The organism is Bacillus cereus group sp. BceL220, assembly GCF_051776965.1.
GTDB classification, from domain to species: domain Bacteria; phylum Bacillota; class Bacilli; order Bacillales; family Bacillaceae_G; genus Bacillus_A; species Bacillus_A cereus.
On the sequence record NZ_JBPWBC010000015.1, the window covers coordinates 1 to 21305 of the forward strand.

The window sequence follows — 21305 nt, forward strand, 5'->3', positions numbered from 1 at the left end:
TTCGCAGTGTTCGCAAGAAATTAGGAGAAGCTAAGAAACTGAATGCCCTTCGTCAACTTGATGATAAAGAACAAAGATGGATGCAAGACCAAGACCACAAAGTAAGTCGTGGAATCGTTGATTTTGCAACGGATAATAATATTTCTGTCATTCGATTAGAGCAACTAACAAACATTAGACAGACGGCACGAACAAGCCGTAAAAACGAAAAAAATCTACACACTTGGTCATTCCATCGTTTAGCACAATTCATCGAGTACAAAGCGACATTAGTTGGTATAAAGGTCGAATATGTGAACCCTTCTTATACAAGTCAAACATGTCCGAAATGTTCTGATAAGAACAAGGCGCAAGATAGAAAATACAAATGCCAATGTGGGTTTGAGAAACATCGTGATATCGTTGGAGCGATGAATATTCGCTACGCAACTGTGGTTGGCGGTAATAGTCAATCAGCCTAAGAGCCTATATGGTCTGTCTTAGGAGGGGTGATGGCACACCCTCATCTTGAAGGCTGTTCAAAACAGAAATGGACTGCGAATGCTTAGTCATTCAAGAATCCCATCCGTTACACCGTAAGGTGTAGGACTTGCGGCTTTAGCCGTGGGAGTGTCAATTAGGCAAAGCCTCAACTGAAATCATCAAAAAACACAATGTTATTGGTATAGGGGATTTGCTTGTATCAATTCAAAAAATGAAGTGATAAGGCTTCTAACCGCAAGGAATCCCCACTTTCACTTCGCTTAGAAGTGAAAGTGGGGGGAGTTCAAAAATATAATCTTCTATTTTTATTAATGCACTCTCTATAGACCTACTTCTCTAAATGCAGAACGCACTGTTTGTGTTGTACCAAAAGGAACATCTCCATTTTTCGTAAGTATTTGAGCGACTCTGACCAATACTTTTACAGCATCTTTAAAGTTGGCAGTTGGCCATAGATTCTGTAATGCCTGGTACCATAGCTTTGCAGCCTTATCAGTACCAATTTCCATAGAAACCAAATAGAAAACTCTATTAAAGATACCACTATTAATATGAACCCCATTATTATCAGAACATCCGTCATAATAGTTTTTCATATGATCTGGTTGTGGATCTGTGCCCATTAATGGATTATCAAATGCTGTTCCTGGTGCTTTCATAGAGCGTAATGCCTCACCAAATAAACTAGGGCCCATAATATCATTTCCTATTAACCAATCTGCGTCGTGAGCTGTTTGACCGTTTGAATGTTGTTTAATAGCGGTGCCAAAAACATCAGAGAAATGTTCATTTAAAGCACCAGATTGACAAGAATATTCTAGATTTGCAGTGTATTGTGTTACTCCATGTGCTAATTCATGACCAATTACATCTTTAGAATTAGCAAAATTAATAAAGATGTTACCATCCCCATCACCAAAAGTCATTTCATCTCCATCCCAAAAGGCGTTTAGAAAGTTAGTGCCATAGTGTACATTTAAAATTAAATCTAAGCCCCGATTATCAATGGAATCTCGATTTAAAACGTTTTTAAAATAATCGCGTACAATACCAGAGTACTCATATACTTTATTAACTATGTCATCTTGAGTATCAGGTTCTCCTTCAGAGCGAACTAATTTTATTCGTTGTACCCATTGATTTTGGCAATCATATATTTCACGTCTAGATCCGCCAGTTGATTGTAATGATACAGTTGTATTATCAGTAAAACCTGCTTCTAATTCTGTTACATGAATCGTTTTTTGTTTTCTTTTTGTACGACTGTCTTTACTTTCTTTAATGCTCATTTGTGATCCGTCTACGCCAGCTCTTGCCATATGGGCTAGGATAGATGGGGGAATAAAACTACATTTAACTCCCTTGTGATTTTGACACATATAAAACACTCCTTTTTATTTAAGATTCAGCCCCCAGTATCTCCTGAAAATAACCGAATATACCTGTTTGAATAATCAGTTATATGTTTCTCAAAAAATAGATTAGGATAAAAATTAATACAGAGATGGAAAGTATAAGTGTGTACTATTAGACAATCTAAATTAAAAATTGGCTTTGTTAAGTTACATATGAATATAAAAATTAAAAGAGGGTGAGTATATATGTTGATATGCTCAATCAACATATATTGGAGGAAAGAATAATGCGTGAAAAAAAGATATTTATTATTCGTCATGGTGAAGCGAAAGATAATGATTTCAATTGTCCATTAACATCAGAGGGATTAAAACAAGTGGAAAATATGGTAGTATCTCTTCTACAAACAGAAGAGATAAAAGAATGCAAAATAATTTCTAGTGAATATCAAAGGGCTGTGGAAACAGCTGGAATTTTTGCTAAACATTTGGATTTGGATTTTTGTAAAGATCCGAGATTAAATGAAATTAATATCGGAAGTAGTAAAGAAAATTTGAAGGAAGAATTAAAAAAACGCTTTGAATGTGTAAATTCAAAATTTGAAGGCGAAGGCGGAGAATCAATTCATCAAGTTATGGAACGAACACATCAAGTGATAAGGGACATAATAAATGAAAATAATAAAAATAATTATATTTTAGTAACACACAGAATTCCCGCTTTACTCTTATTACATTATTTTGATAAGCAATTTGGCTTTGATAAAGCATGGAGCTTAACTTCACCAGATGCGTATTTAATAAAAATAAGTGAAGAGAGATTCAAAGTTGAACATATAAAAATATGAATATACAAATTTGGTTTATAGGTGTCTATATAGCCGTAAACCATTTTAGTAATAGTTAACTTATTTTTGTAATAAAGCGATTATATTTATTGGCATTACGTGATTATTTGAAAATCTTTCAGGAGGTATATAAATGAATTATCCCTTTTGAAAATTTAGTTTTTGAGGGAGGGGGAATCAAAGGCATTGGATATGTAGGAGCTTTAGAATATTTAGAAACTGTAAAAATATATTATCAAGCATTGAAAGGTTTGGAGATATGTCTGCAGGAGCAATTACAGCTACTCATTTCAGGATTTAAAAGAGAAATTAATAACATCTGGCAAACAGGTAGGGAAAGAATTCTTCCGAACATATGATGATCCAAACAATAAAAGTATAAAATAAAGTTAGTATGGAAGCTTGAAAAATTTCATTTTGAAGTGGTGTTATTTCATTTTATAACACAAGCCTAGCTTTTGAAGTATCAACTAAATCGGATCCAGCTTTGTGATATCCGAAATCTTGTTTAGCGGGATTTTTTGTTCCGGCTACTCTTTCATTGCAGCTCTTGCAAGTATATAGTATTAAATTATTTTCTGGCTATGTGGAAAAAGATAAATGAGTTTGGATCGGATCAACAGTTAATTCTTGCTTCTCCTAAATGACTAAATTAAAAAAGAATAAAAATAGGGTATAGTTAATAGAAGTAAACAGTCTTGCATATCAATCTATATGAAAATAACTAGCAGATATTGTTACCTGCTTTTCCAAGAAACAACATACCTCTTCACAATTGAATCTTAAACGAACAAAAGTCTGGTTTTATACAACAAGTCAAAGAAAGTGGAATATTGTCAGGATAGATAATTGAACGAAACTGACTTTGAGCTCGTTTGATTTGTTAAAAGTCGTGAAGAGGTAAGTAATTCAGCTAGATAGTTTCTATTGTTATAACGACTTGAGCATGATCAGATTGTTTGTCATCCTTAATCCCATCAGCTTTTAAATGGTCATCTAAAACTTTATAGTTTGTAATTCGGCCAACCTTATAAGGGTTTCTTTCATTAAAAGCATTAGATACAAGGATATAGTCTAAAACATTACCAAGTTTATTGTAATAATGTGTTGGTATCCTTTTTTGTCCACTAGGGTTAGGGGCTATATCAAAAGCATCATAAATTGTGTAACTATATATACTTTGTTTTGCTTGCAATGTAAGATTATTATAGGGTATCCCATTTATTTCATACACACGTTCTCTATTTGTTAACGCTTCTAAAGGAATTGAATGTTCATCGTCATTTAAGTCACCTAGTATTACAATTGGAATGCGGTTATGCGTTTGTAATACGTTTGTTACGTCATGATATAAAATTGTTGTTTCTAAACCTCTCTGTAATAAGGAGGCTATATGTCCTTGGATCTGCTTCTTAGTGTGTCCAATACGATTTTATCCCACGCTTCGTTAGGTATAAAATCGGGAGTTTTAATTACGGGACGCTTAGATTTTAAGTGAGCCACATAAAAAATAATGTCTCCAATATCTTGAATATTTATTTTTGCTTTGATTGGTGTTCGACTAAATTTAAAATCATGTGTTATAGGGAGATCGTCTCTAGTGAAAGGTGGGACTATTACTGGATCTACAGAAGTAATAGGGTATTTTGAACCAATTGCAACTACAGGAGAGGTATATACTGTATTATTTGCTGGATCTGTAGTTGGCATCTCAACTGTTGAGAAATAAGTAAATCCAGCCTCTTTAATTAATTCTCTTAGAGCATCGACACTAAATACTTCTTGAAAACCTATAACATCACAGTTCATATTTAAAAGTTGGTCTTTTATCCATTTCTTCTTACTTTCCCATGCTTCACTTGAATAAACTGAACCAGGCTTATACCATGCCATGGGTGGTTTGGAAAATTGATATAAGTTAAATGTTCCACAATGAATTTGCATAATTTTCTCCTTAATTTATTTTTAAATCTTATCGACAATATGATTTTGTATTCTTAGCTATAGATTGTAATTAATAGCATGTTTTTATTTATCCTTTTTTTAACATAAGATTTCTTCTTTAAAATGTGAAGGGGTGAAACACCAATTTTAGCGGAGAGATGAATCTTGGTAGGCATAAGCCTACATGTAATTTAAGAAATTGAGTGTCTTCAATTAGAAATTTTTTGATATAGTGGTGTAGGATAAGAATTTTTAAGGTAGCTCTTAAGAGAAGAGTGCATTTATATTAAAAAAATCTTGATATGAAAATCTAAATTGTATAATATATAGGTATATTATTATTGCGTTTAATTTTGTTTATTCCCACACCTTATGTGTTGTGGTTGAGTTGTAGAAGCAAGTTTTGTTCTTGTTTCAATTGTGAAAGGGCTTCTTTGAGCCGATTAGTGCACATATAGCTTGTTTTGCTATGCACATTTTTAATCGACTTGAAGAAGCCTTTTTTTGTTGTTTTCAAGTTTGCAGGTGGGGTTATTTATGATTCATAACATAACAAGATGAAAAGAGATAATGTTTGAATAGTATTAGTTGATCCAAAGAGTAATCTAAAGAGCCGAATGATATATTTACTGATATAGATAAGTTAGCGGAGAGTACGATTGAAGAACTACGATTTTAATCATGTGAAGGTAGTTTATACAGGGGAAAAGGAAGAACTAAGTGATAGGAATACTTGGATCTTCCTTTTTTATTGCAACTAGAAATTTAGAGGGAATGATTATGAATATAAAAAATGATTTAGCGGAAAGATTTCGTTAAATTTTAATAAATAGAAGAAAAAGGAAAAATAAATTCATAAAGGGCTAGTTGAAGTACGATTCATTTGCATAATCGAGAGGGAAAATGTATTGGTGAAACGTCTTGTTTCATGCTGACCAAGAGAATGCAGACTGATTAGTGAAGAGTAAGAGCGTATTACTACTCTTATAAAGGAAATTACATTAGAAAAGGGTCTGTCAGTGTGTACAATTTAGTTGTTACATCGGTCTAAAAGAATTTGGATGGAGAAGTAAATGCTAAGTGAGAACATGAACGACATTTCTAGAACTTGAACAATTGTGATTGCACCAATAATAGAAATTGTTCTTTTTGTTAAATAGTGAAAATTAGAAGCAGAAGAGATAAAAACGTTAAAGCGGACTGGAAAAGTGACAGAAAGAGAACAAGGACTAACATTAGTTATAAACATATCTAATAAGAAGTGCTATCGGATTTATACAGAAGGAGGAATATTACTAGAAAATATATGAATGTATGTAAAATTTGAGGTGAATCTACCCAATTTCTATACATTAGTTGAATGAAATAGTAGATAACTCAGGATTATCTAACATCCATTTCTCAGTTGAATTTTCTTAGATAAATAGAATGAAATATAGTATGTTCTCACTCATTTTTATAAAGATAAAATATCTTTTTATTTTTATAAAAATGAGTGAAACAGAACGATTCACCATATAAGAATATTCGACTATAATGAAGCATTGTACGTCATTGTAATATTAAGATGTTTTAAGATTAAAGTGATTATTAGTCATAAAATATGAGTTTCGAGACCTCAGCAAAATATTGCAATGCTTTATATACATGAGATTGTAAAAATTATTTTATTAAAATTACTGGAGGCTGATGAAATATGATAATAGATCATATAAGCAACAATGTAGTAAAAAAATTGGAACAAACGGTGCGCTATGAAAAGAAACAGGTACAGGTATTACGTGTAAGTAAAAGTAGTTCTAATATGCACGCTTATATGATTTTCCCAGAATTCTCAGAGGTTAAAATTTCAAATACCGAACTGAATGAATATATAGAAAACCTTTCAACAAGTCTGAAATATGTCATTGACCGCAAGTTAAATCAGCAAGAAATTGAAAAACAAAATCATTCTTTCATTATGACGTGCGCAGTTGAGGAAGATGGTGTTATAGATGATGAAACGATTCATTTTAATACGACGTATGTAAAGCCACCTACACTTGCGAGTAAGGTATTTAAGCTAGTGTGTGGTTTAGGAAATCGTTTGAATAGCTTAAAGGAGTTACATATAACAGTATTAAATAATACTATTAATCGAATTGAAATAGAGTTTTATAATGAAAATGAAATATATGTAGCAGTAGAAAAAGAAGAAATTGCAAATGCGATTATGGGGGCGTATACAAAAGCCAATATCTATTATTCCGCAGATCTCCGTTATGTTGCAGAAGGAAATGAAATCAAATTAAAGAGCATCAAACCAAAATTAGCGGGTGATGTGTTGTGAAGCGAGAAAAAAGGATGGTTGGAGTTTTATGTACATTTGTTTTTATGATCTTAGTACTCATACCTTTACATACAGCTCATGCATCTGTAAAAGTGGATTTTAATGAATTGAAAGGAAATGATGTTTCTTCATCTTTTAAAGAAGGATTAAACAATCGAACAAAAACGACAGAGAAAGACGATTCATTTGGGTCATCAATTATACAAAAAGTTGAGGGTATGTATGCACCAGCTTTTAAAGTAGGGGTAAATATCTTTTCTATCTCTTTCATATTAGGTGTTATTGTCATGGTTATGGCGTTAATTACAAAGAATGGTCAATGGATGAAATGGGCAACAGGGAGTATGATTTTCTCGTTCGTTAGTATGATGGCGATGAGATTAAGTGTATATTTCTTATTTAGTTCGGATGTATTTTCGTTTATGAACATTTTTACGGATTTTTTAGACCTGTTTAAATCAACAGCACTTATTTTTACACCCTTTATGTTAATTGCAGGAATTCGTTTACGAAGAATTCATGAGAGTACAAAACAACCTGAGTATTATCGTTGGTCTAATCGCGTTATAACGGGATCTTGTTTACTATGTATGTTAGCCGTACTGGCTCCATGGTTATTTGCTAATATGTAAAGAACTATATATAAAGATAGAAAAGGTACTGAATCTACATTCAGTACCTTTTATCTCCCCATTAGGTTATTTCTTTCATATTCTTCAAATACTTCTTCTGAAATTGGCGATAGTATGCCGCTCAAATACACCGCGGTATATAAAAAGTATTGCCCATCTCTTGTTTTAATTGTATGAGTACCGTGTTCCTCATTGTTTGGAATAATTCGTTCAATTTTGAGTTGCTTTTTATCACAAATGATCTCTTGTACTCTATATAAATTATGTATCGGTAAACGATTAATATACAAACAAAGGTACTCTAGTAGAAATAGAATAACAGTCATTTGTAGAATGAAGGCAATCTTTAATAGAGTTGGTATGGATGCAAATAATACTAGAAATATAGAGACCAAGAAAATATTTAACTTTGAAAACCACTTTTCATATTGGTTTAAAGAAATAATACTTTTCTTATTCTGGAAAACTTGGAACCTCGTTATAAGGAAAAGAGCTGCAAAGATTCCTTCATAACTAAACCAGGTTTTCCACTCTGTATCAGTAAGTTCCAGCAATATATATATGATACCAGTAGATACGATCAGCGGTACCAGCTGTACCAAACTAAATAATATGGTATGTTCTAACATTCTTTTCTTGTAGATACGATTAGTAATTGAATCCAAGTTTCTTAACTCCTTCTGCAATTTTCATGATGACACCACCAATAAGAAGATGGTATTCGCCAATTCCTTTTTCATTTACGTACCAACACATATAGTGCCTGATACCTTCTTTTGCACCATGGTCATGTAAAGGAAAAGGAGATGCGTATTTTTTAGATGACATATTATTATCACCGAAAGGTACCTGTCCTGCAAGTGCAAAACGTTTCTTCGAATCATTTATAATCCAACAACCATAGTTTACTGATCCATACCATATTGCGTCTTTGTGAATTGGATCAATAGAAGGTTGTGCTGGATAACTTTCAGCTAGTATTTGCGCTTTTTCTTCACGAAGTTGCTGATGTATGTGTGAATTTAATGGATCTTCCGTTCCGATTTCATAGGTTTCCTCAAAATTCCCACACTCATAAGGGATAAGTGGATTATTTGAATCAGCTGCTAATTTTAGACTGCAAGAATCTGATTTTGAGAGATAGTATACACAGTCTTTGCAAGTGAAAAAGTTTGAAAAAGCTGAATCTGTTTCTTGTTCTGTTACGGTATTATCTACTACAAGTTTTAACATGTCTATCACAATCCTTTTTAGGTTAGTTCGTAAATTAATAAGACGTATCATATCATGCTTATAAAAAAATGTAAATATATTCCAAATAAAAATAACCTTATTAATTTTGAAAGGACTGTTTGTATTGAATAGAAATCGAGAATATATTGCTTTGCGAAATTCTATATTAATAGGCTGGTTACTGACATGCATCGTAATAGGCCTATCTATCTATTTTTCTTCTGTTGTTTATTTATTAATCGGATGTTTCATTCTATCGTTAAAATACGGATTAATAGGTACCGTGAAAAATGTGGAAAAACGTTTGCCTACCTGGGCCAACTTTGGCGTCATTGAAAAACCAGTAAATCGAAGAGTGACTAGACCTTTTCAGTTTCGAGGTGGGCTCCTTGTTTCATTAGCATTAGGCTTCGTAGAGATGGTGATAAAAGGCTTATGTATCTCATATTTTATTTTAGGATTAGAAACTCATGTCTATCGTTTAACGCGCAGAAACGCAAGGGTGTAAAAAGAAGGACCTTATTATGAAAGTATTGATATTCGAATTGATTCTTATTGTGGTTCTAATACCGTTGAATAGTGTTGTGAAAAAACATGTACCAAAATGGAAAGGAAAAGCTGGAGAGAAACTGGTAAAACGTATACTAAGTAAATTAGATCCAAAAAGTTACTTTGTGTTACATAATGTGACGGTTTATACGGAGTTCGGTGATACAACGCAAATTGATCATATTGTTATCGCTGAAACAGGTGTATTTATTGTAGAGACGAAAAACTACGAGGGATGGATCTATGGAAATGAGAAAGCGGCAAGGTGGACAAAGGGTATTTTTAGAAAGAAATCCTCTTTTCAAAATCCATTTCGACAAAACTATAAGCATATAAAAGCAATTGAATGGGTGATGGAACAACAGCTGCCGTGCATCTCTATAGCAGCATTTCATCCAAAATGCAGTTTAAAAAGAGTAGATGTTCATTCTAAAGGTAAACACGCTCTATATTATAACGATTTAAAAAGTTGTATTGAATCATATACTGAGGTGCAACTAACAAATGATGAGGTCCAACATATTTATCAAACTATGTTGCGAGCAAACATTACGGATAAGAGTATTGAAAAGAAACATGTGAAGTATTTACATAATAAGTTTGCTAAACAATAATAAATGGAGATAGAGACATGTTATATGTAATAGGGTTTTTAGTAATCTCCATAGTAGCTATTCGTCTTAACATGAAGTATTACAAATTAAAAGGAGATTCGAAAGACTTTGTGAAACGAGTAAATAAGTAGTTGAAAATAGTAAACTATATGAATATAAAATCTAATCGGAAAACTTCAGGGGACAGAATTATATAAGTAAAGCGCAATTGAAAATGGGCTAGGAGTTTTTCTTTAAAAACAGAAACTACTTATTTAAAAATAAGTAGTTTCTGTTTTTTTATGGAATTAATACTTGATATACTAATTCATTATCAGTCATAGTTGGACATGACTGCCAAGAAGGAACAAATCTATGCCAATACTGCTGTGTCCAACCATTTTTATAAATACATAATTTCCACCGATAATGTGGGTGATGTGAATGATCATCACGTTCATAACCATAACCTGAAAATTCAGGTTGAATATAAAAATTTGTCACCATAATCCCTCCTATAAAATTTAAGCATTTAAAGCATTTTATTAGGTATAGATGTCCAAAGTTATAATAGAAATGCCTAAATTAAAAAAACACTTTATAAACGATTCAATAATTTAACTTAAATTGAATGGAATTTTTATTAAATTAAAAGTTTATAAAACGATTAGCTATCGGTCATTTAGGGAAACTTAGCTGATATGAATTTGTTTCTTAACTATTCACCATTTTGATATGTAATGCATATAACCGTGGATATAACATCTAAATTAAAAATAATATAATCCTTTTATAAAAATTAAGATATTAAAAATATCATATTGCAAATATTAATATGATTTTTGTTTTTTAATAAAAAGAAAGAGTGTTAAATTAAAACTCTATTTATCTTAATTCAATTTAACTAAAGCAATAAGATATTATTATTTAAAAAAATAATCTAGAATTTATTCATTAAAAAATAAAGGAGAGATGTCATAAAATGAATTATTTTTATCAGCAACCCTCTTGAAATAATTTATCCAATTCAAATGTTAATAATCCCCCTAGTTATCCAAGTGCTAATTATCCAAGCGGTAATTATCCAAGCGGTGGTTATCCAAGTGGTGGTTATCCAAGCGGTAGTTATCCTGGTAGTACATGGTCCCCTACAGTAACACTTACTCCAGATTTAATAATAAATATACTAGAATGTATTCGACAGCATGGAAAAAGCAGATGTTATAGATCGTATAATCTTAATCCTCGGAACATTCAAGTAATAGAACGGATTTTGGCCACAATTCCCTCAACTTCACCATCACCTTCAAGCCAGGAAGATGTAATAAATCCACCTCAATCTACAGAAAGTGAAGAAATCATTAACGCAAATGGTAAAAGGTTTAAATGTCAATGGGTATATTGTTGTCATGCGGTTGGTCCAGAACCGTTATTTCCACAATGTCAACAACGTAACGAGAATGAAGAAGAATTTGTTTTTCAGTTTGGTCAATATAGTCACTTTCCGGAGTTTAAAGCTGAAAAATGCGGGAATGAATTTGGCTTTTGTTTATCCACTAGAGAATCAACTTTGCGCTTATTAGGAAAAGTAATATATCCAAGTAACTTAGAAGAAGAGCTTAAAAAAGATGTGAAAGAGTGTTTTGATGATGCAATGGCAGCAGCACTACTTGCTGCGGGGCCTTTAATAGCAGCTATGATTGATCAACCGGAAACAGTTCCAGCATTACTTCCCCAAGCTATTGAAATAGCCTTAGAACAAGGAACTTCAACTTTTAAGCAATGTTTGGCTGAGAAATTTGAATTAAATGGATTGTTGAAAAGTAAGAAAATTCGACTGTGTGTGTATCATGAGCAGACACGGGGAGATGGAAGGTGGAGACCACTAACAAGTAGAGATATCCTCAAAATGCTTGATCGTTTATCTTTTGCACAATTTGCCCTTGTTCAACTATTCCTTCCGGGCGTTGGATCTTATGAAGAGTTAGCACAGAAATTAGGAATAGACACTGAAAAGCTCTCTGATCAGGTTACTGCAGGACTTCAAAATTTAGGTGGAGAAGGCCAAAAGGTAATAGATCAATTAAAAGAAGCTGTTGCTAATTCAACAGAAATTGCATCGAAAAACCTTAACAAAACTCAGGAAATATTAACTAACGCCAGGGAAGATATAAAAACTATGCCAGGTAAAGTGAAAGATTTTTTCGAGAGGAAAAATCCATTTTAAATAAAAGTTAACCTTAAACAAACCAATAGTTGTATTAATATCTAGAAATTTCATTAAGTAATGCTACAATTTGTATATAAAAGAAGGAAATGTTAAGATATAAGTAATCTAATACTAAAAAAATCAGATTGCAAGAGGACACACCTACGCATAACCATAGCGTAGGTGTGTCCTTTTTTTGTTTAAGGAGGAAAAAGGTATGGGGAAAACGTTATTTATTGCAGAAAAACCAAAAGTGGCCAATGAAATTATGAAATCGCCACGATTCCGTCACTCACAAAAGTACATCGGTAGCAAACCTTATTACGGTTATTATGAAAATGATAATTATATTTTAAGTTGGTGCCGCGGACATCTGCTGGAACTAAAAAATCCGGAAGAGATGGATCCAAAGTATAAAATGTTTAAGTTAGAGCATTCACCCTTAATTTATGAGCCAGCTTATAAGGTGAAACAAGAAAATGCTGAACAATTACAAATCCTTGTTAAACTGCTGCAACGACCTGATGTTGACCATGCGGCGAACAATACAAGAAGGACTTTGATTTCATTATTTCAGGAATGATACTTGAAAAAAGAATTACAGCTAGTCAAATCAACAAATTATTAGAAAAGAATATGACGGATACAATAAAAGGATTTATATCGAAAAAAACAGGGAAATCATTCGATGCAAAATTAACATATGACTCTACACAGAAGAGAGTCACGTTTATATATAAGAAGAAATAATATCGCGAAATCTTAAATTTCATATATAAAATTAATAAGAACTATGATATGATGAAAGTAACAAAATACTTCTAAAACTATCTTGCAAAAGGACACACCTACGCATACATATGCCATAGGTGTGTCCTTTTTTATGTATTTTTAAGATTTCAAGACTCAAAAGGGGGATATATATTGTGTACCAGTAATATAGCATCTGCTAATGTATCTTTTGAAAAATTGAAAAGTCAGGAAGAGAATGAAAAAAGTATGGTGTCAATATGCCCGCAGTGTAAGGAACGGTCATATACAGCACTTTATAATGATCATCCAAAATGGATAAAGTTTTGCCTATGTTGTAATTATCAAGAAGTAAATACATTGGAAAGTCCGTTTGTTTATTAGATGCAGCTATTTACGTATTTTAAGTAGGAGGAAGAAATTTCGATATGAAAATATGGATTAAAGCCATTTGTATAACATCATTCTTAATTCAAATGTCAGCATGCAGCAGTTCTACGCAAACAAAAAATGATTCGAGACCTGCCCAAGCAGTACAAAACGGAATACAACAGCACGTAGAAGGGAAAGCTATTGTAGATATTCCAGAAGCTTATAAGAGGAAATTAAAAGGCTTAGAGACCGTTAAAGGGAAGGTATTACATATAAAAGACGGAGATACGATAGACGTGAACGTAAAGGGGCAGAAACAGACGGTAAGGTTACTGTTATTGGATACCCCTGAGTCTGTATCTCAAAAAATCCCACCACAAAAGATGGGAAAAGAAGCTTCTTTCTTTTTAAAGAAACAGCTAGATGGGAAAAGTGTAACCTTGGTTTATGATCAAGGACCAAAAGAAGACAAGTACGGTAGGAAATTGGCTTATGTATTTTGTAAGGGTATACACATCAATGAATTAATGGCCAAGTCGGGTTATGGGATTATAGCCTATATTTCTAAACCTAATACTACATTACTACCCGAAATACTAGAGGCAGAAAAAGAAGCAAAAGAAGCAAAGGTTGGCGTGTGGAGCATAAAGGGATTTGTAGATGAAAAGAACCGTCATTATAACCGTAATGATGCAGCTTAGCACCCTAATCCATTGCAATACAAATATTTGTGCAAAATGGAGGTTTTTTGAATGGATGAAAACAAAAGAAATATGCTCTTATCCTTTATCATTTCAATTTTATTTATTTTTGTGAGTCTATTGCCATTTAGTAATAATGAATATGTGTATGTTATCTCCAAAATTGGTGCTGCAGCTGGTGTAATAAATATTGTGATGATGAGCGTTTTCTTGTATTTTCAAAGCAAAAAAACGGGACATTTATTAAATTAGTGAATTAAAACTTAGTAGTTTTCCTTACTTATATCTTTTTAAGCTTGGTAAGGAAAACCGTAAAGGATTGTGAAATGTGAGTCAAGTACCTGGATTTTTGAAGTTTGTTTTAGCGAAAGAAAGACGGTATGTATATTTAGTTGTAGCAGAAAAGAAAAACAAAAAAGTACATACACACATGGTATATGGATTTGGTCCGCTTGAAAAAGCATTAGAAACCATGTACGAAATGCGTGATGATTTTGAAAATCTTCTTCCTCTAGAATTAAAAGAGAGGGGATACGACTGGGAAGATATTAATGATTGGATACTTTCTATTGAAACAGGGTACTCGAAACACGGAAATAAACTAGTCATATATTAGCAAATGTTTTGCATTTAAAAAAACACGTGAGGCGAAAATAAGATGTCGATCATTCAAAAGTATCACATTGCAATTGCTTGGACGATAGCTACTAGTGCAATGCTCATAAGTTTGATTTTTAGTGAGTGGATGAAGCTGCCTCCATGTGATTTGTGCTGGTATCAAAGGATGGCCATGTATCCATTAGTGTTAATATTGGGAATAGGAATGTATAGAAAAGATCCTAATGTAAGTGTATATGCATTTCCATTTGCATGTATTAGATTAATAATAGCTGTCTATCAAATTACGATTCAGGCTTTTCCAACAAGTAAACTGAAGATATGTTCAGTAGGTGTTTCTTGTACAGAAGATCATTTGAATTTGTTTGATTTCATCTCGATTCCTATGCTATCTTTTGTTGGGTTTTTAGCCATCATAATACTTCTATATATTAAATCTGATAGGGAGACAAAAGAACAAACAACATAGTGGTTATGAACAATGTATTCAAGCAAACAAAACATATTTAAAAATAGATAATTAAAATAAAAAATAATTATAAAAGGAGAAATTAAAATGACAATAATGCAAGTAAGTAATGACATGTACAAAATCCCAGAGGCGGATGTAGAATTATTAAAGATTATGGCCCATCCAGTTAGATTACAGATCGTGAAAGAACTAGAACGTCGCAAAGTTTGTAATGTAACAGAGTTAACAGATCTATTAAAAGTACCGCAATCAACTGTATCTCAGCATTTATCTAAGATGCGTGGCAAGATTCTACGCTCGGAGAGAAAAGGGTTAGAGATGTACTATCATATTGCAAATTCCAAAGCATGCCAGATTGTTAGTGTACTAGGTTTATAATTAGCTCAAACTAAATAGCAGATTATAAGATTAAAAATAAAATAAGGGCAGCCTGATATGGCTGCCCTTATTTTATTTGTGATTTTGCATATATTTTTGCGCATTTAGTATAAGAAACATTTTTCTTTCCTATCAAACTTCAACTATTGATTTGAAATAAAGATTAACTGTTTATAAAAAAGACGCGATGTTTTGAATAAAGTCGCGACGTTTATAAAAAAGTTGCGATGTTTTGCCCCTTTGGATCTGTTTATCTAAAGGAGTGTTTTTATAGTAAAAAGTGAAAAGAAGATCTGAGCGGAAAGGCGGATTAAGGAACCGTTGAGGAGCAATAAAGTTACTCAACTAAAGGGCCAGTTTGTGGAGGATTTTAACAGGTTTTTTAGAGTTATTATTTAAAAAAGGATTTTGAAGTCTTTTGGTGAAAATTAAATATTAAATCTATAAAAGATAGAGGTTGTTGTGATGTTGAAACTGTTTCAATATAACTGGCAAGTTCGTGATGATTGGTTTACATTGTGCGAAGACATACCAGATGAAGAACTATTAAAGAAACGGGTCGGTGGGTTCGGCAGTATACTACATACCCTATTTCACATTGTAGATGTGGAATATATGTGGATCTTAGGTTTGCGAGGTGAGCCAGTACCTGAGGAGCCATTGTTTGAGGATTATGCTAGCTTACAAAAATTGAAAAATCTTTCAGCTCAATACCATGAGAAAGTGAAGCCATTTGTGACATCTTGGACAAATGAAATGGATTCTCGGAAACTTTCAGAAACTGATTTCAATGAAGAACCGATTAGCTCTAGAGACGCACCAATCAGGCGCCGAGTCATTGAATGTACACACGGAGAGATCATACGTCATGTCATTGTCCACGAAATCCACCATATTGGCCAGTTATCTATATGGGCACGTGAAATAGGAAAGGAGCCTGTTTCAGCAAATCTGAGAGGAAGAGGGCTATTCGATAATTAGACTGCCTTTGCCAATTTCACAAACGGGCGTGATTGTTGAACAACATAGGTAGAAATGATTAAACTTTTTTATAAAAACCAAACTTAAATCTGCTGGGGAAGAATCCATTTTGATCAATCTTTTTCAAAATGGATTCTTTTTATTTATCGTAAAACTTTGGATTGCGAGGTATTTTTGATCAAACTTTATTTCAAAGCTACATCAACCTTATTTTTTCTCAATATGCTTTGTTTACTTTTATATTATAATCAACTTAGTTCTTTTTATTTATGCATATTTCCTGGGGTGAATCCTTTTACTTAGGATTCCTTTTTTATTTTTAACTAATTCATAAAGAAACTGTTGAAATAGCCTGTTTGTAAATGAATTGTTGCTTTCCATGACTAGAAACTAGCACAGAAAATTTATCAACACCGATAATGATTCCTGGCACTCTTATTCCGTTTATTAAAAATATCGTTACTAATCTTTTTCCCTCTATTAACTTCTTATAAAAATCTTCTTGTGTATGCATTAATAGTTTCTTCCTCTCTTTAAATGTTCTAATCTTTTTAGATCCTTCTTATGGATGCAAAAAAAAACGGTTTAATTATAACGTTTTCGATATATTAAAATTTTATGATTTTAATATTTTGTTATTCTTACAAGAGGACCCCATATAAAAACAAAAGTCTTCACAATGAAGTGAAGACTTTTGTTTTTTTATTATCCACCAGTATGACCGTGAGCATATTGTACGATTTTATCCTCGCTAAGAGCTTTTTGTGTATCAGTTACATTGCTAGCGTTAAACATAAACGTGAATACGGCTGTTAATCCAATTAAGCTAGACATTACTTTTTTCATTTTAAAGCCTCCATTTCAAAGTTTTTTTCTTCTGCTTGATGGCTAAGATAAAAATAATCGCTTGCTTTTGAACGGTTATTTTCTTGGTGGAATAAAACTGCTAATTTTTTAGCGTATTCCTGTACGTACTCATGTAGGTTTTCTCTCTCAAAATAAGAGATTCCTGTTTTAATTGTCTTCTCTAATTCGTCAGCTGAGACCTTTTGATTTAATTTTTCTAAAATTAAAAAGTGATGTTCGTATTCTTCATTCTTTAGCTCTTTACAAATCTCTAAGCCTTTCACTATAAGGTTAGAAGTTTCTTTGGACTCACCGATTTTCATATGCTCCCTAGCTTTAATAAAAATTGCTTTATAATCTTTAGGGAGTTCTTGTGTTACTTCAGAGAGGTATCGTATTGCTAGTTCAGATAAATTTTGACCTGAATACATTAAACCTAAGTTATGGCGTACAAACGTGATATTCTTTTCTTCACCAGATTTTTTGAATGTATTAATAGCTGTAATGAAATGTTCTTCAGCTTCCTCAAATTGTTTTAAATGAGTACAAGCTAATCCAATTAAATTATCACATAATCCAATATTAGTTTCATATCCTGCATGCTTTTTAAAGATATCCTTTGCTTTGGTAGCTTCTTTGATTGCAGCAAGAGGTTTATAAATATGATAATGGAAAGTTGATAATTTATAATAGAATTCAGCATGTTCAATTTCATCTGGAATGTGTTTTAAGAGTAATTCAGCTTGATTATAATGTTCTTTTGCACATGTGAAATCACCTGTAATATTTGAATGAATAGCTTTAAAGAAGTGGTAGTAGTATTGTAGAAACTGATCTGCAGGTACACCCAATGAATCTACTTTATCAAAACTATCTTTTCCAATACTTAAACTATCAAGCATATATTGATGACGAAAGTCTAAAAGAGCATAATATAAAAGTAGGTTTTGATCTTCTTCAATGTTATGTATTTTTTGATCAATCTCAAGTTTTAAATTATGTGCCTTTCCTACATGTCTGGCACGTATCTCTATATACCAGTCATTTAACATTTTGGTAACTTGCTCGTTCCCCTTTACTGAAACAATCATTATATATTCCCCCATCCTATAGAAGTATGCTAATGTTATATATTACCATTGTAACAAAACCACCTTTGTATTTAACTATTTTATATTTATTTTTCAACAAAATTCAGAAAAATAAGTTAATAAATGCAGCCCACTTATATTTTAAAAGAAGATATCTATTAATATATATCTGAGAATAGTACAATTGAGGCAACTGAACATGATTAGCTAAATGTAGGAGTATTAGAAGAAGTCCATAAGGGAGAGGATCATAATTTATTTGAGGTGAAAGAGGACGAAAGAGACATGCTGCAGCAGTTAGAGATGGATGGATTTAATTTTGAAGATGTTGATTGGGGAGACCTTAACCTATTGGATAACGAAATTATGAGTAGTACGGATACAATAGAAGAGTGGGGAATTGAATCATCAACATTACGTAAAAGAATAAATGATTTCCCAAAAGGCTCAATCCGTAAAATTGGCACTACATATGCTGTAACTCGATTTGGAATGCGCTGTGTTTTCGGTTCGAATAAGAAGTAAACAAAATAGGGGAGGTAGCGATCAATGAAGAATCACATAAAGAATTCTAAAGGTCAATTACTACAAACAAATAAGAAATGGTCTCACCTAAAGCAAAAACAGCGTGAAACCATATCAAATTGGCTGAGAGAGGCTTATATGAACACTCCCCCGCTTAGCAAAGCTTGAAGTGGGGGTTTCTAACGTTTCGACCTAACGGACGATTAACGTCAGGGGAGTTAACACATTAGCGAGCTGTTTCACGCCTAACCCCTCTATCCCATTTGTCCATGCATTTGGGATTACTTTTCGTAAAATGTTAGCCGCAGCATTTACATCTGCATGAATTAAAGTTTTATTTGCTGAACGATATATGCCGCGCTCTATTCGTTTTCCTGAAAAAATTGTATTTTGGTCATTTTCTCCATACGTTGGAATGAAGTCGTTATCCAGAAAACTTGCTTTCGATGTATATGATTCTTCAGTTACAACAACTTGAATGCCTACAGCATTTGCTTTGTATGTAATCATTTGAATCAGTAAACTATGTGGGATATGATAAAACGATTGGTTATTTCTTTTTCCCATATTCGTTTCTTGTTTCCAATTTTTGTTTTGACCAATAACGATTTTACAAACTTCTTCTTCTTGAGCTAGTTTCACGATATGGTGACTAACTTTATGGAAGACGTCTTTTATTTTCAAGTAACGTTTTTGATGAAGTTTTTCTATCCCTTTAGAAGTAAAAGGTCCTTCATTCGTTTGTTTTCCATTTCTAAGAATGCTTGTAAAATGACTCTTCATTTTATTGTAATATTGATTTATGCTTTTGACATGTTTGCCCTTAACAAGGACAGGTTTCATACCTGTGTTTGTTACGATGGTTGCAAGGTTATCAATCCCTAAATCAATACTCATATAACGAGCATTCTCTTCAATAATTTGTTGTTCAGAAGGAACATCAATTACCAATTCCACTACATATTCATTGTATTTTGGAATCACACGAACTTGTTTCAGTTTACCTTCAGTGAAACCTAGTTTCCCAATATTTAATTGCAATTTCGTCTTTGGAAACTTTAAAAATCTACCGTTTTTAATGATGCAATCTTGGTTTGTATACAGAATCTCTTTTTCAGAAGAACGAATATACTTTGGAATCCTAGGCATTCCAGCATATTTGTTTGGATTCTTTTTATAGTCTTTTAAACTAGCAAAAAAAGATTTCCAATTTTGGAACAAACCTTTCATGATTGACTGGCTACATTGCGTAGGCAAAGCTCGATAATCATTTTGAATCATAGCCTTAAATAGTGCATCTAGAAAGTTGTAATCTACATAAGGTTTTTTAAAATTAGGTTCTGAAAACAAATTACATTTAATCTCTTTCTGTTCTTTTTTAGGCTTTAATTTCTCTTTTTCCAATTTCTTCTGATAGGCAAGAAGTTGTGTGTCATTCATCTTACCAATATTTTTATGAATATTATCCAGAACTTCTTTTTGCAAAGGCTGCAACTCTTTTTCTTGTGTTAATCCAGTGTACACCTGGCGTATATAAAAGTTTGTGGTGTTGTACATATTCTTAGCGTTATGACAACATTCTTGAAAATAAGAATACATACGATGCCCTTTTTTAATCCAGATTTGAAGAGTTTTATAGTTTGATGGATTTTCCTTTGTCATTTTATTCACCTCCTTGTTAAGGATATTATAGCAGAAAGAGAACGTATGTTTCTGCTCTTTTCTTGAAAATAAAATATTTCTTTCGATTCACCTCACCACCTTCACTTACGTTTAGAGGTGGGAGTCCTCTCGAAAGGCATGATAGAAAAGATTAAGGTTCATAACCGTAGATTGAAACCGAGAGAACATGAGGATGTTTTAGATAGCGTTATGAGTAAAATCTGTGATCGTGAAATTTGGATTCCGGATTACGAGGTCGAAAAGTATTACAAAGGAAAAATAAATAAATGGTATAACAAACATATTTCATTAGAAGAAAAAAATGAAAAGGAGGAGAACATATGAAACATAGTATCGGAAGTGTGAGTACTTCATATATAATCCGTCTAATTTTAAATGATTTAGACATATTTATTACAACTGGAAAAAGGGAATTTGATTTCTGCTCAGAATCCGGAGTATCCACTGTGGAGGAGCTACTTGCAGATTGGTTGGAATGGTTTAATGATTACCCACAAGGTATATCGCCAGGTGAATTGATGGGGAGTATGTCAATATGGTCTCATTTTACAGAAGAAAGAGAAGGGTTTATAAAGCAATTTAGCGATTATTTCGGAGAATATATAGGTTTCTGTAAATTAGTTAGGAATGTATATCTTGAAGAGCTAAAAGATGAGTTGTCATATTAGTATCCTATATTCTTGATATTTTTATAAAGGGAAACTTATATAAAT

Annotated in this window: 25 protein-coding genes and 5 pseudogenes; 20 read left to right on the forward strand and 10 right to left on the reverse strand. The window is 32.5% G+C overall.

Features of this window, described 5'->3' with window-relative positions:
* The coding region (locus tag ACS2FK_RS25625) for an RNA-guided endonuclease TnpB family protein (protein ID WP_438899865.1) at positions 1 to 461 on the forward strand (461 nt) is incomplete at its 5' end.
* Between the two features lie 342 nt (positions 462 to 803).
* Here the strand turns inward: ACS2FK_RS25625 and ACS2FK_RS25630 are convergent.
* Positions 804 to 1862, reverse strand: a complete 1059-nt coding sequence (locus ACS2FK_RS25630) for a M4 family metallopeptidase (protein ID WP_063549897.1) — start codon at positions 1860 to 1862, stop codon at positions 804 to 806.
* A gap of 263 nt (positions 1863 to 2125) precedes the next feature.
* Between ACS2FK_RS25630 and ACS2FK_RS25635 the strand changes: the two genes are divergently transcribed.
* Both ACS2FK_RS25635 and ACS2FK_RS25640 read left to right on the forward strand, forming a co-directional pair.
* Entirely contained in the window at positions 2126 to 2686 is a 561-nt protein-coding gene (locus ACS2FK_RS25635; RefSeq protein WP_063549900.1) for a histidine phosphatase family protein, read from the forward strand.
* A 137-nt stretch (positions 2687 to 2823) separates the two neighbouring features.
* Positions 2824 to 2969 (forward strand): annotated as a pseudogene (locus ACS2FK_RS25640) (patatin-like phospholipase family protein); the annotation flags it as partial.
* Positions 2970 to 3599: 630 nt separating this feature from the next.
* Here ACS2FK_RS25640 and ACS2FK_RS25645 read toward each other — a convergent pair.
* Complete coding sequence (locus ACS2FK_RS25645; protein WP_320561289.1) at positions 3600 to 4112, reverse strand: endonuclease/exonuclease/phosphatase family protein; 513 nt, start codon at positions 4110 to 4112, stop codon at positions 3600 to 3602.
* Positions 4076 to 4630: a hypothetical protein gene (locus ACS2FK_RS25650; RefSeq protein WP_230387369.1), complete on the reverse strand. Its 555-nt coding sequence runs from the start codon at positions 4628 to 4630 to the stop codon at positions 4076 to 4078. Before ACS2FK_RS25650 ends, ACS2FK_RS25645 begins: the two co-directional genes overlap by 37 nt.
* A gap of 1696 nt (positions 4631 to 6326) precedes the next feature.
* Between ACS2FK_RS25650 and ACS2FK_RS25655 the strand changes: the two genes are divergently transcribed.
* A complete protein-coding gene (locus ACS2FK_RS25655; RefSeq protein WP_063549902.1) occupies positions 6327 to 6959 on the forward strand; it encodes a hypothetical protein in 633 nt (210 codons plus the stop codon).
* Positions 6956 to 7591: a hypothetical protein gene (locus ACS2FK_RS25660; protein WP_063549904.1), complete on the forward strand. Its 636-nt coding sequence runs from the start codon at positions 6956 to 6958 to the stop codon at positions 7589 to 7591. Before ACS2FK_RS25655 ends, ACS2FK_RS25660 begins: the two co-directional genes overlap by 4 nt.
* 50 nt (positions 7592 to 7641) lie before the next feature.
* Here ACS2FK_RS25660 and ACS2FK_RS25665 read toward each other — a convergent pair whose 3' ends face one another.
* Positions 7642 to 8220: a hypothetical protein gene (locus tag ACS2FK_RS25665; protein ID WP_080470026.1), complete on the reverse strand. Its 579-nt coding sequence runs from the start codon at positions 8218 to 8220 to the stop codon at positions 7642 to 7644.
* A 19-nt stretch (positions 8221 to 8239) separates the two neighbouring features.
* A complete protein-coding gene (locus ACS2FK_RS25670) occupies positions 8240 to 8824 on the reverse strand; it encodes a hypothetical protein (RefSeq protein WP_063549908.1) in 585 nt (194 codons plus the stop codon).
* 124 nt (positions 8825 to 8948) lie between these two features.
* Here ACS2FK_RS25670 and ACS2FK_RS25675 point away from each other — a divergent pair, with 124 nt between their 5' ends.
* On the forward strand, positions 8949 to 9332 hold the full coding sequence (locus tag ACS2FK_RS25675) for a hypothetical protein (protein WP_080469970.1): 384 nt from the start codon (positions 8949 to 8951) through the stop codon (positions 9330 to 9332).
* Positions 9333 to 9348: 16 nt separating this feature from the next.
* The gene (locus ACS2FK_RS25680; protein WP_063549910.1) at positions 9349 to 9987 is read left to right on the forward strand and encodes a nuclease-related domain-containing protein; all 639 of its coding nucleotides are present in this window, start codon (positions 9349 to 9351) and stop codon (positions 9985 to 9987) included.
* A gap of 279 nt (positions 9988 to 10266) precedes the next feature.
* Here the strand turns inward: ACS2FK_RS25680 and ACS2FK_RS25685 are convergent, their stop codons facing one another.
* A complete protein-coding gene (locus ACS2FK_RS25685; RefSeq protein WP_063549914.1) occupies positions 10267 to 10473 on the reverse strand; it encodes a hypothetical protein in 207 nt (68 codons plus the stop codon).
* Positions 10474 to 11239: 766 nt separating this feature from the next.
* On the opposite strand from ACS2FK_RS25685, the gene ACS2FK_RS25690 reads away from it, so the two are divergent.
* The 9 genes and pseudogenes from ACS2FK_RS25690 (at position 11240) to ACS2FK_RS25730 (ending at position 16447) form a co-directional block, all read left to right on the forward strand.
* Positions 11240 to 12193, forward strand: coding sequence for a hypothetical protein (locus ACS2FK_RS25690; RefSeq protein ID WP_063549916.1), 954 nt, complete (start codon positions 11240 to 11242; stop codon positions 12191 to 12193).
* Between the two features lie 199 nt (positions 12194 to 12392).
* Positions 12393 to 12719, forward strand: a pseudogene (locus ACS2FK_RS25695) (type IA DNA topoisomerase); the annotation flags it as partial.
* Positions 12720 to 12754: 35 nt separating this feature from the next.
* Positions 12755 to 12925, forward strand: coding sequence for a topoisomerase C-terminal repeat-containing protein (locus ACS2FK_RS25700; RefSeq protein ID WP_063549920.1), 171 nt, complete (start codon positions 12755 to 12757; stop codon positions 12923 to 12925).
* Positions 12926 to 13353: 428 nt separating this feature from the next.
* The gene (locus tag ACS2FK_RS25705) at positions 13354 to 13998 is read left to right on the forward strand and encodes a thermonuclease family protein (RefSeq protein WP_063549924.1); all 645 of its coding nucleotides are present in this window, start codon (positions 13354 to 13356) and stop codon (positions 13996 to 13998) included.
* A 51-nt stretch (positions 13999 to 14049) separates the two neighbouring features.
* Positions 14050 to 14250 carry a hypothetical protein gene (locus ACS2FK_RS25710; RefSeq protein WP_063549926.1) on the forward strand — a complete coding sequence of 67 codons (201 nt, stop codon included), beginning with the start codon at positions 14050 to 14052 and terminating at the stop codon, positions 14248 to 14250.
* A gap of 76 nt (positions 14251 to 14326) precedes the next feature.
* A complete protein-coding gene (locus ACS2FK_RS25715; RefSeq protein ID WP_063549928.1) occupies positions 14327 to 14614 on the forward strand; it encodes a hypothetical protein in 288 nt (95 codons plus the stop codon).
* A 42-nt stretch (positions 14615 to 14656) separates the two neighbouring features.
* Positions 14657 to 15085, forward strand: coding sequence for a disulfide bond formation protein B (locus ACS2FK_RS25720; protein WP_063549930.1), 429 nt, complete (start codon positions 14657 to 14659; stop codon positions 15083 to 15085).
* A gap of 87 nt (positions 15086 to 15172) precedes the next feature.
* Positions 15173 to 15466, forward strand: coding sequence for an ArsR/SmtB family transcription factor (locus tag ACS2FK_RS25725; RefSeq protein ID WP_063549932.1), 294 nt, complete (start codon positions 15173 to 15175; stop codon positions 15464 to 15466).
* 465 nt (positions 15467 to 15931) lie between these two features.
* Entirely contained in the window at positions 15932 to 16447 is a 516-nt protein-coding gene (locus ACS2FK_RS25730) for a DinB family protein (RefSeq protein WP_063549934.1), read from the forward strand.
* Positions 16448 to 16775: 328 nt separating this feature from the next.
* Here ACS2FK_RS25730 and hfq read toward each other — a convergent pair whose 3' ends face one another.
* The 3 genes from hfq to ACS2FK_RS25745 all read right to left on the reverse strand — a co-directional run bounded on the left by hfq (position 16776) and on the right by ACS2FK_RS25745 (position 18384).
* Entirely contained in the window at positions 16776 to 16961 is a 186-nt protein-coding gene (hfq, locus tag ACS2FK_RS25735) for an RNA chaperone Hfq (RefSeq protein WP_063549936.1), read from the reverse strand.
* 191 nt (positions 16962 to 17152) lie between these two features.
* Positions 17153 to 17293, reverse strand: coding sequence for a hypothetical protein (locus tag ACS2FK_RS25740; RefSeq protein ID WP_000757474.1), 141 nt, complete (start codon positions 17291 to 17293; stop codon positions 17153 to 17155).
* Positions 17290 to 18384 carry a Rap family tetratricopeptide repeat protein gene (locus tag ACS2FK_RS25745; RefSeq protein WP_063549938.1) on the reverse strand — a complete coding sequence of 365 codons (1095 nt, stop codon included), beginning with the start codon at positions 18382 to 18384 and terminating at the stop codon, positions 17290 to 17292. The genes ACS2FK_RS25740 and ACS2FK_RS25745 overlap by 4 nt, the downstream gene beginning before the upstream one ends.
* 162 nt (positions 18385 to 18546) lie before the next feature.
* Between ACS2FK_RS25745 and ACS2FK_RS25750 the strand changes: the two are divergent.
* Together ACS2FK_RS25750 and ACS2FK_RS25755 are read left to right on the forward strand one after the other, a co-directional pair.
* A pseudogene (locus tag ACS2FK_RS25750) lies at positions 18547 to 18909 on the forward strand (helix-turn-helix domain-containing protein); the annotation flags it as partial.
* Between the two features lie 24 nt (positions 18910 to 18933).
* Positions 18934 to 19050 (forward strand): annotated as a pseudogene (locus ACS2FK_RS25755) (transposase); the annotation flags it as partial.
* A 51-nt stretch (positions 19051 to 19101) separates the two neighbouring features.
* On the opposite strand, the gene ACS2FK_RS25760 reads toward ACS2FK_RS25755, so the two are convergent.
* The gene (locus ACS2FK_RS25760; protein ID WP_063549940.1) at positions 19102 to 20571 is read right to left on the reverse strand and encodes an RNA-guided endonuclease InsQ/TnpB family protein; all 1470 of its coding nucleotides are present in this window, start codon (positions 20569 to 20571) and stop codon (positions 19102 to 19104) included.
* A 126-nt stretch (positions 20572 to 20697) separates the two neighbouring features.
* Between ACS2FK_RS25760 and ACS2FK_RS25765 the strand changes: the two are divergent.
* Both ACS2FK_RS25765 and ACS2FK_RS25770 read left to right on the forward strand, forming a co-directional pair.
* Positions 20698 to 20916 (forward strand): annotated as a pseudogene (locus tag ACS2FK_RS25765) (transposase); the annotation flags it as partial.
* Positions 20913 to 21260, forward strand: coding sequence for a hypothetical protein (locus tag ACS2FK_RS25770; protein ID WP_063549944.1), 348 nt, complete (start codon positions 20913 to 20915; stop codon positions 21258 to 21260). The pseudogene ACS2FK_RS25765 and the gene ACS2FK_RS25770, both read left to right, overlap by 4 nt.
* Positions 21261 to 21305: the final 45 nt, after the last annotated feature.

Excerpts from the sequence above, each read along its gene's own strand:
- ACS2FK_RS25670 (WP_063549908.1), bottom strand. The coding sequence starts at position 8,824 with ATGTTAAAACTTGTAGTAGATAATACCGTAACAGAACAAGAAACAGAT.
- ACS2FK_RS25655 (WP_063549902.1), top strand. The coding sequence starts at position 6,327 with ATGATAATAGATCATATAAGCAACAATGTAGTAAAAAAATTGGAACAA.
- ACS2FK_RS25760 (WP_063549940.1), bottom strand. The coding sequence starts at position 20,571 with ATGACAAAGGAAAATCCATCAAACTATAAAACTCTTCAAATCTGGATT.
- ACS2FK_RS25700 (WP_063549920.1), top strand. The coding sequence starts at position 12,755 with ATGATACTTGAAAAAAGAATTACAGCTAGTCAAATCAACAAATTATTA.
- ACS2FK_RS25740 (WP_000757474.1), bottom strand. The coding sequence starts at position 17,293 with ATGAAAAAAGTAATGTCTAGCTTAATTGGATTAACAGCCGTATTCACG.
- ACS2FK_RS25635 (WP_063549900.1), top strand. The coding sequence starts at position 2,126 with ATGCGTGAAAAAAAGATATTTATTATTCGTCATGGTGAAGCGAAAGAT.
- ACS2FK_RS25680 (WP_063549910.1), top strand. The coding sequence starts at position 9,349 with ATGAAAGTATTGATATTCGAATTGATTCTTATTGTGGTTCTAATACCG.
- ACS2FK_RS25745 (WP_063549938.1), bottom strand. The coding sequence starts at position 18,384 with ATGATTGTTTCAGTAAAGGGGAACGAGCAAGTTACCAAAATGTTAAAT.
- ACS2FK_RS25725 (WP_063549932.1), top strand. The coding sequence starts at position 15,173 with ATGACAATAATGCAAGTAAGTAATGACATGTACAAAATCCCAGAGGCG.
- ACS2FK_RS25650 (WP_230387369.1), bottom strand. The coding sequence starts at position 4,630 with ATGCAAATTCATTGTGGAACATTTAACTTATATCAATTTTCCAAACCA.
- ACS2FK_RS25630 (WP_063549897.1), bottom strand. The coding sequence starts at position 1,862 with ATGTGTCAAAATCACAAGGGAGTTAAATGTAGTTTTATTCCCCCATCT.
- hfq (WP_063549936.1), bottom strand. The coding sequence starts at position 16,961 with ATGCATACACAAGAAGATTTTTATAAGAAGTTAATAGAGGGAAAAAGA.
- ACS2FK_RS25665 (WP_080470026.1), bottom strand. The coding sequence starts at position 8,220 with ATGTTAGAACATACCATATTATTTAGTTTGGTACAGCTGGTACCGCTG.
- ACS2FK_RS25710 (WP_063549926.1), top strand. The coding sequence starts at position 14,050 with ATGGATGAAAACAAAAGAAATATGCTCTTATCCTTTATCATTTCAATT.
- ACS2FK_RS25770 (WP_063549944.1), top strand. The coding sequence starts at position 20,913 with ATGAAACATAGTATCGGAAGTGTGAGTACTTCATATATAATCCGTCTA.
- ACS2FK_RS25730 (WP_063549934.1), top strand. The coding sequence starts at position 15,932 with ATGTTGAAACTGTTTCAATATAACTGGCAAGTTCGTGATGATTGGTTT.
- ACS2FK_RS25685 (WP_063549914.1), bottom strand. The coding sequence starts at position 10,473 with ATGGTGACAAATTTTTATATTCAACCTGAATTTTCAGGTTATGGTTAT.
- ACS2FK_RS25720 (WP_063549930.1), top strand. The coding sequence starts at position 14,657 with ATGTCGATCATTCAAAAGTATCACATTGCAATTGCTTGGACGATAGCT.
- ACS2FK_RS25705 (WP_063549924.1), top strand. The coding sequence starts at position 13,354 with ATGAAAATATGGATTAAAGCCATTTGTATAACATCATTCTTAATTCAA.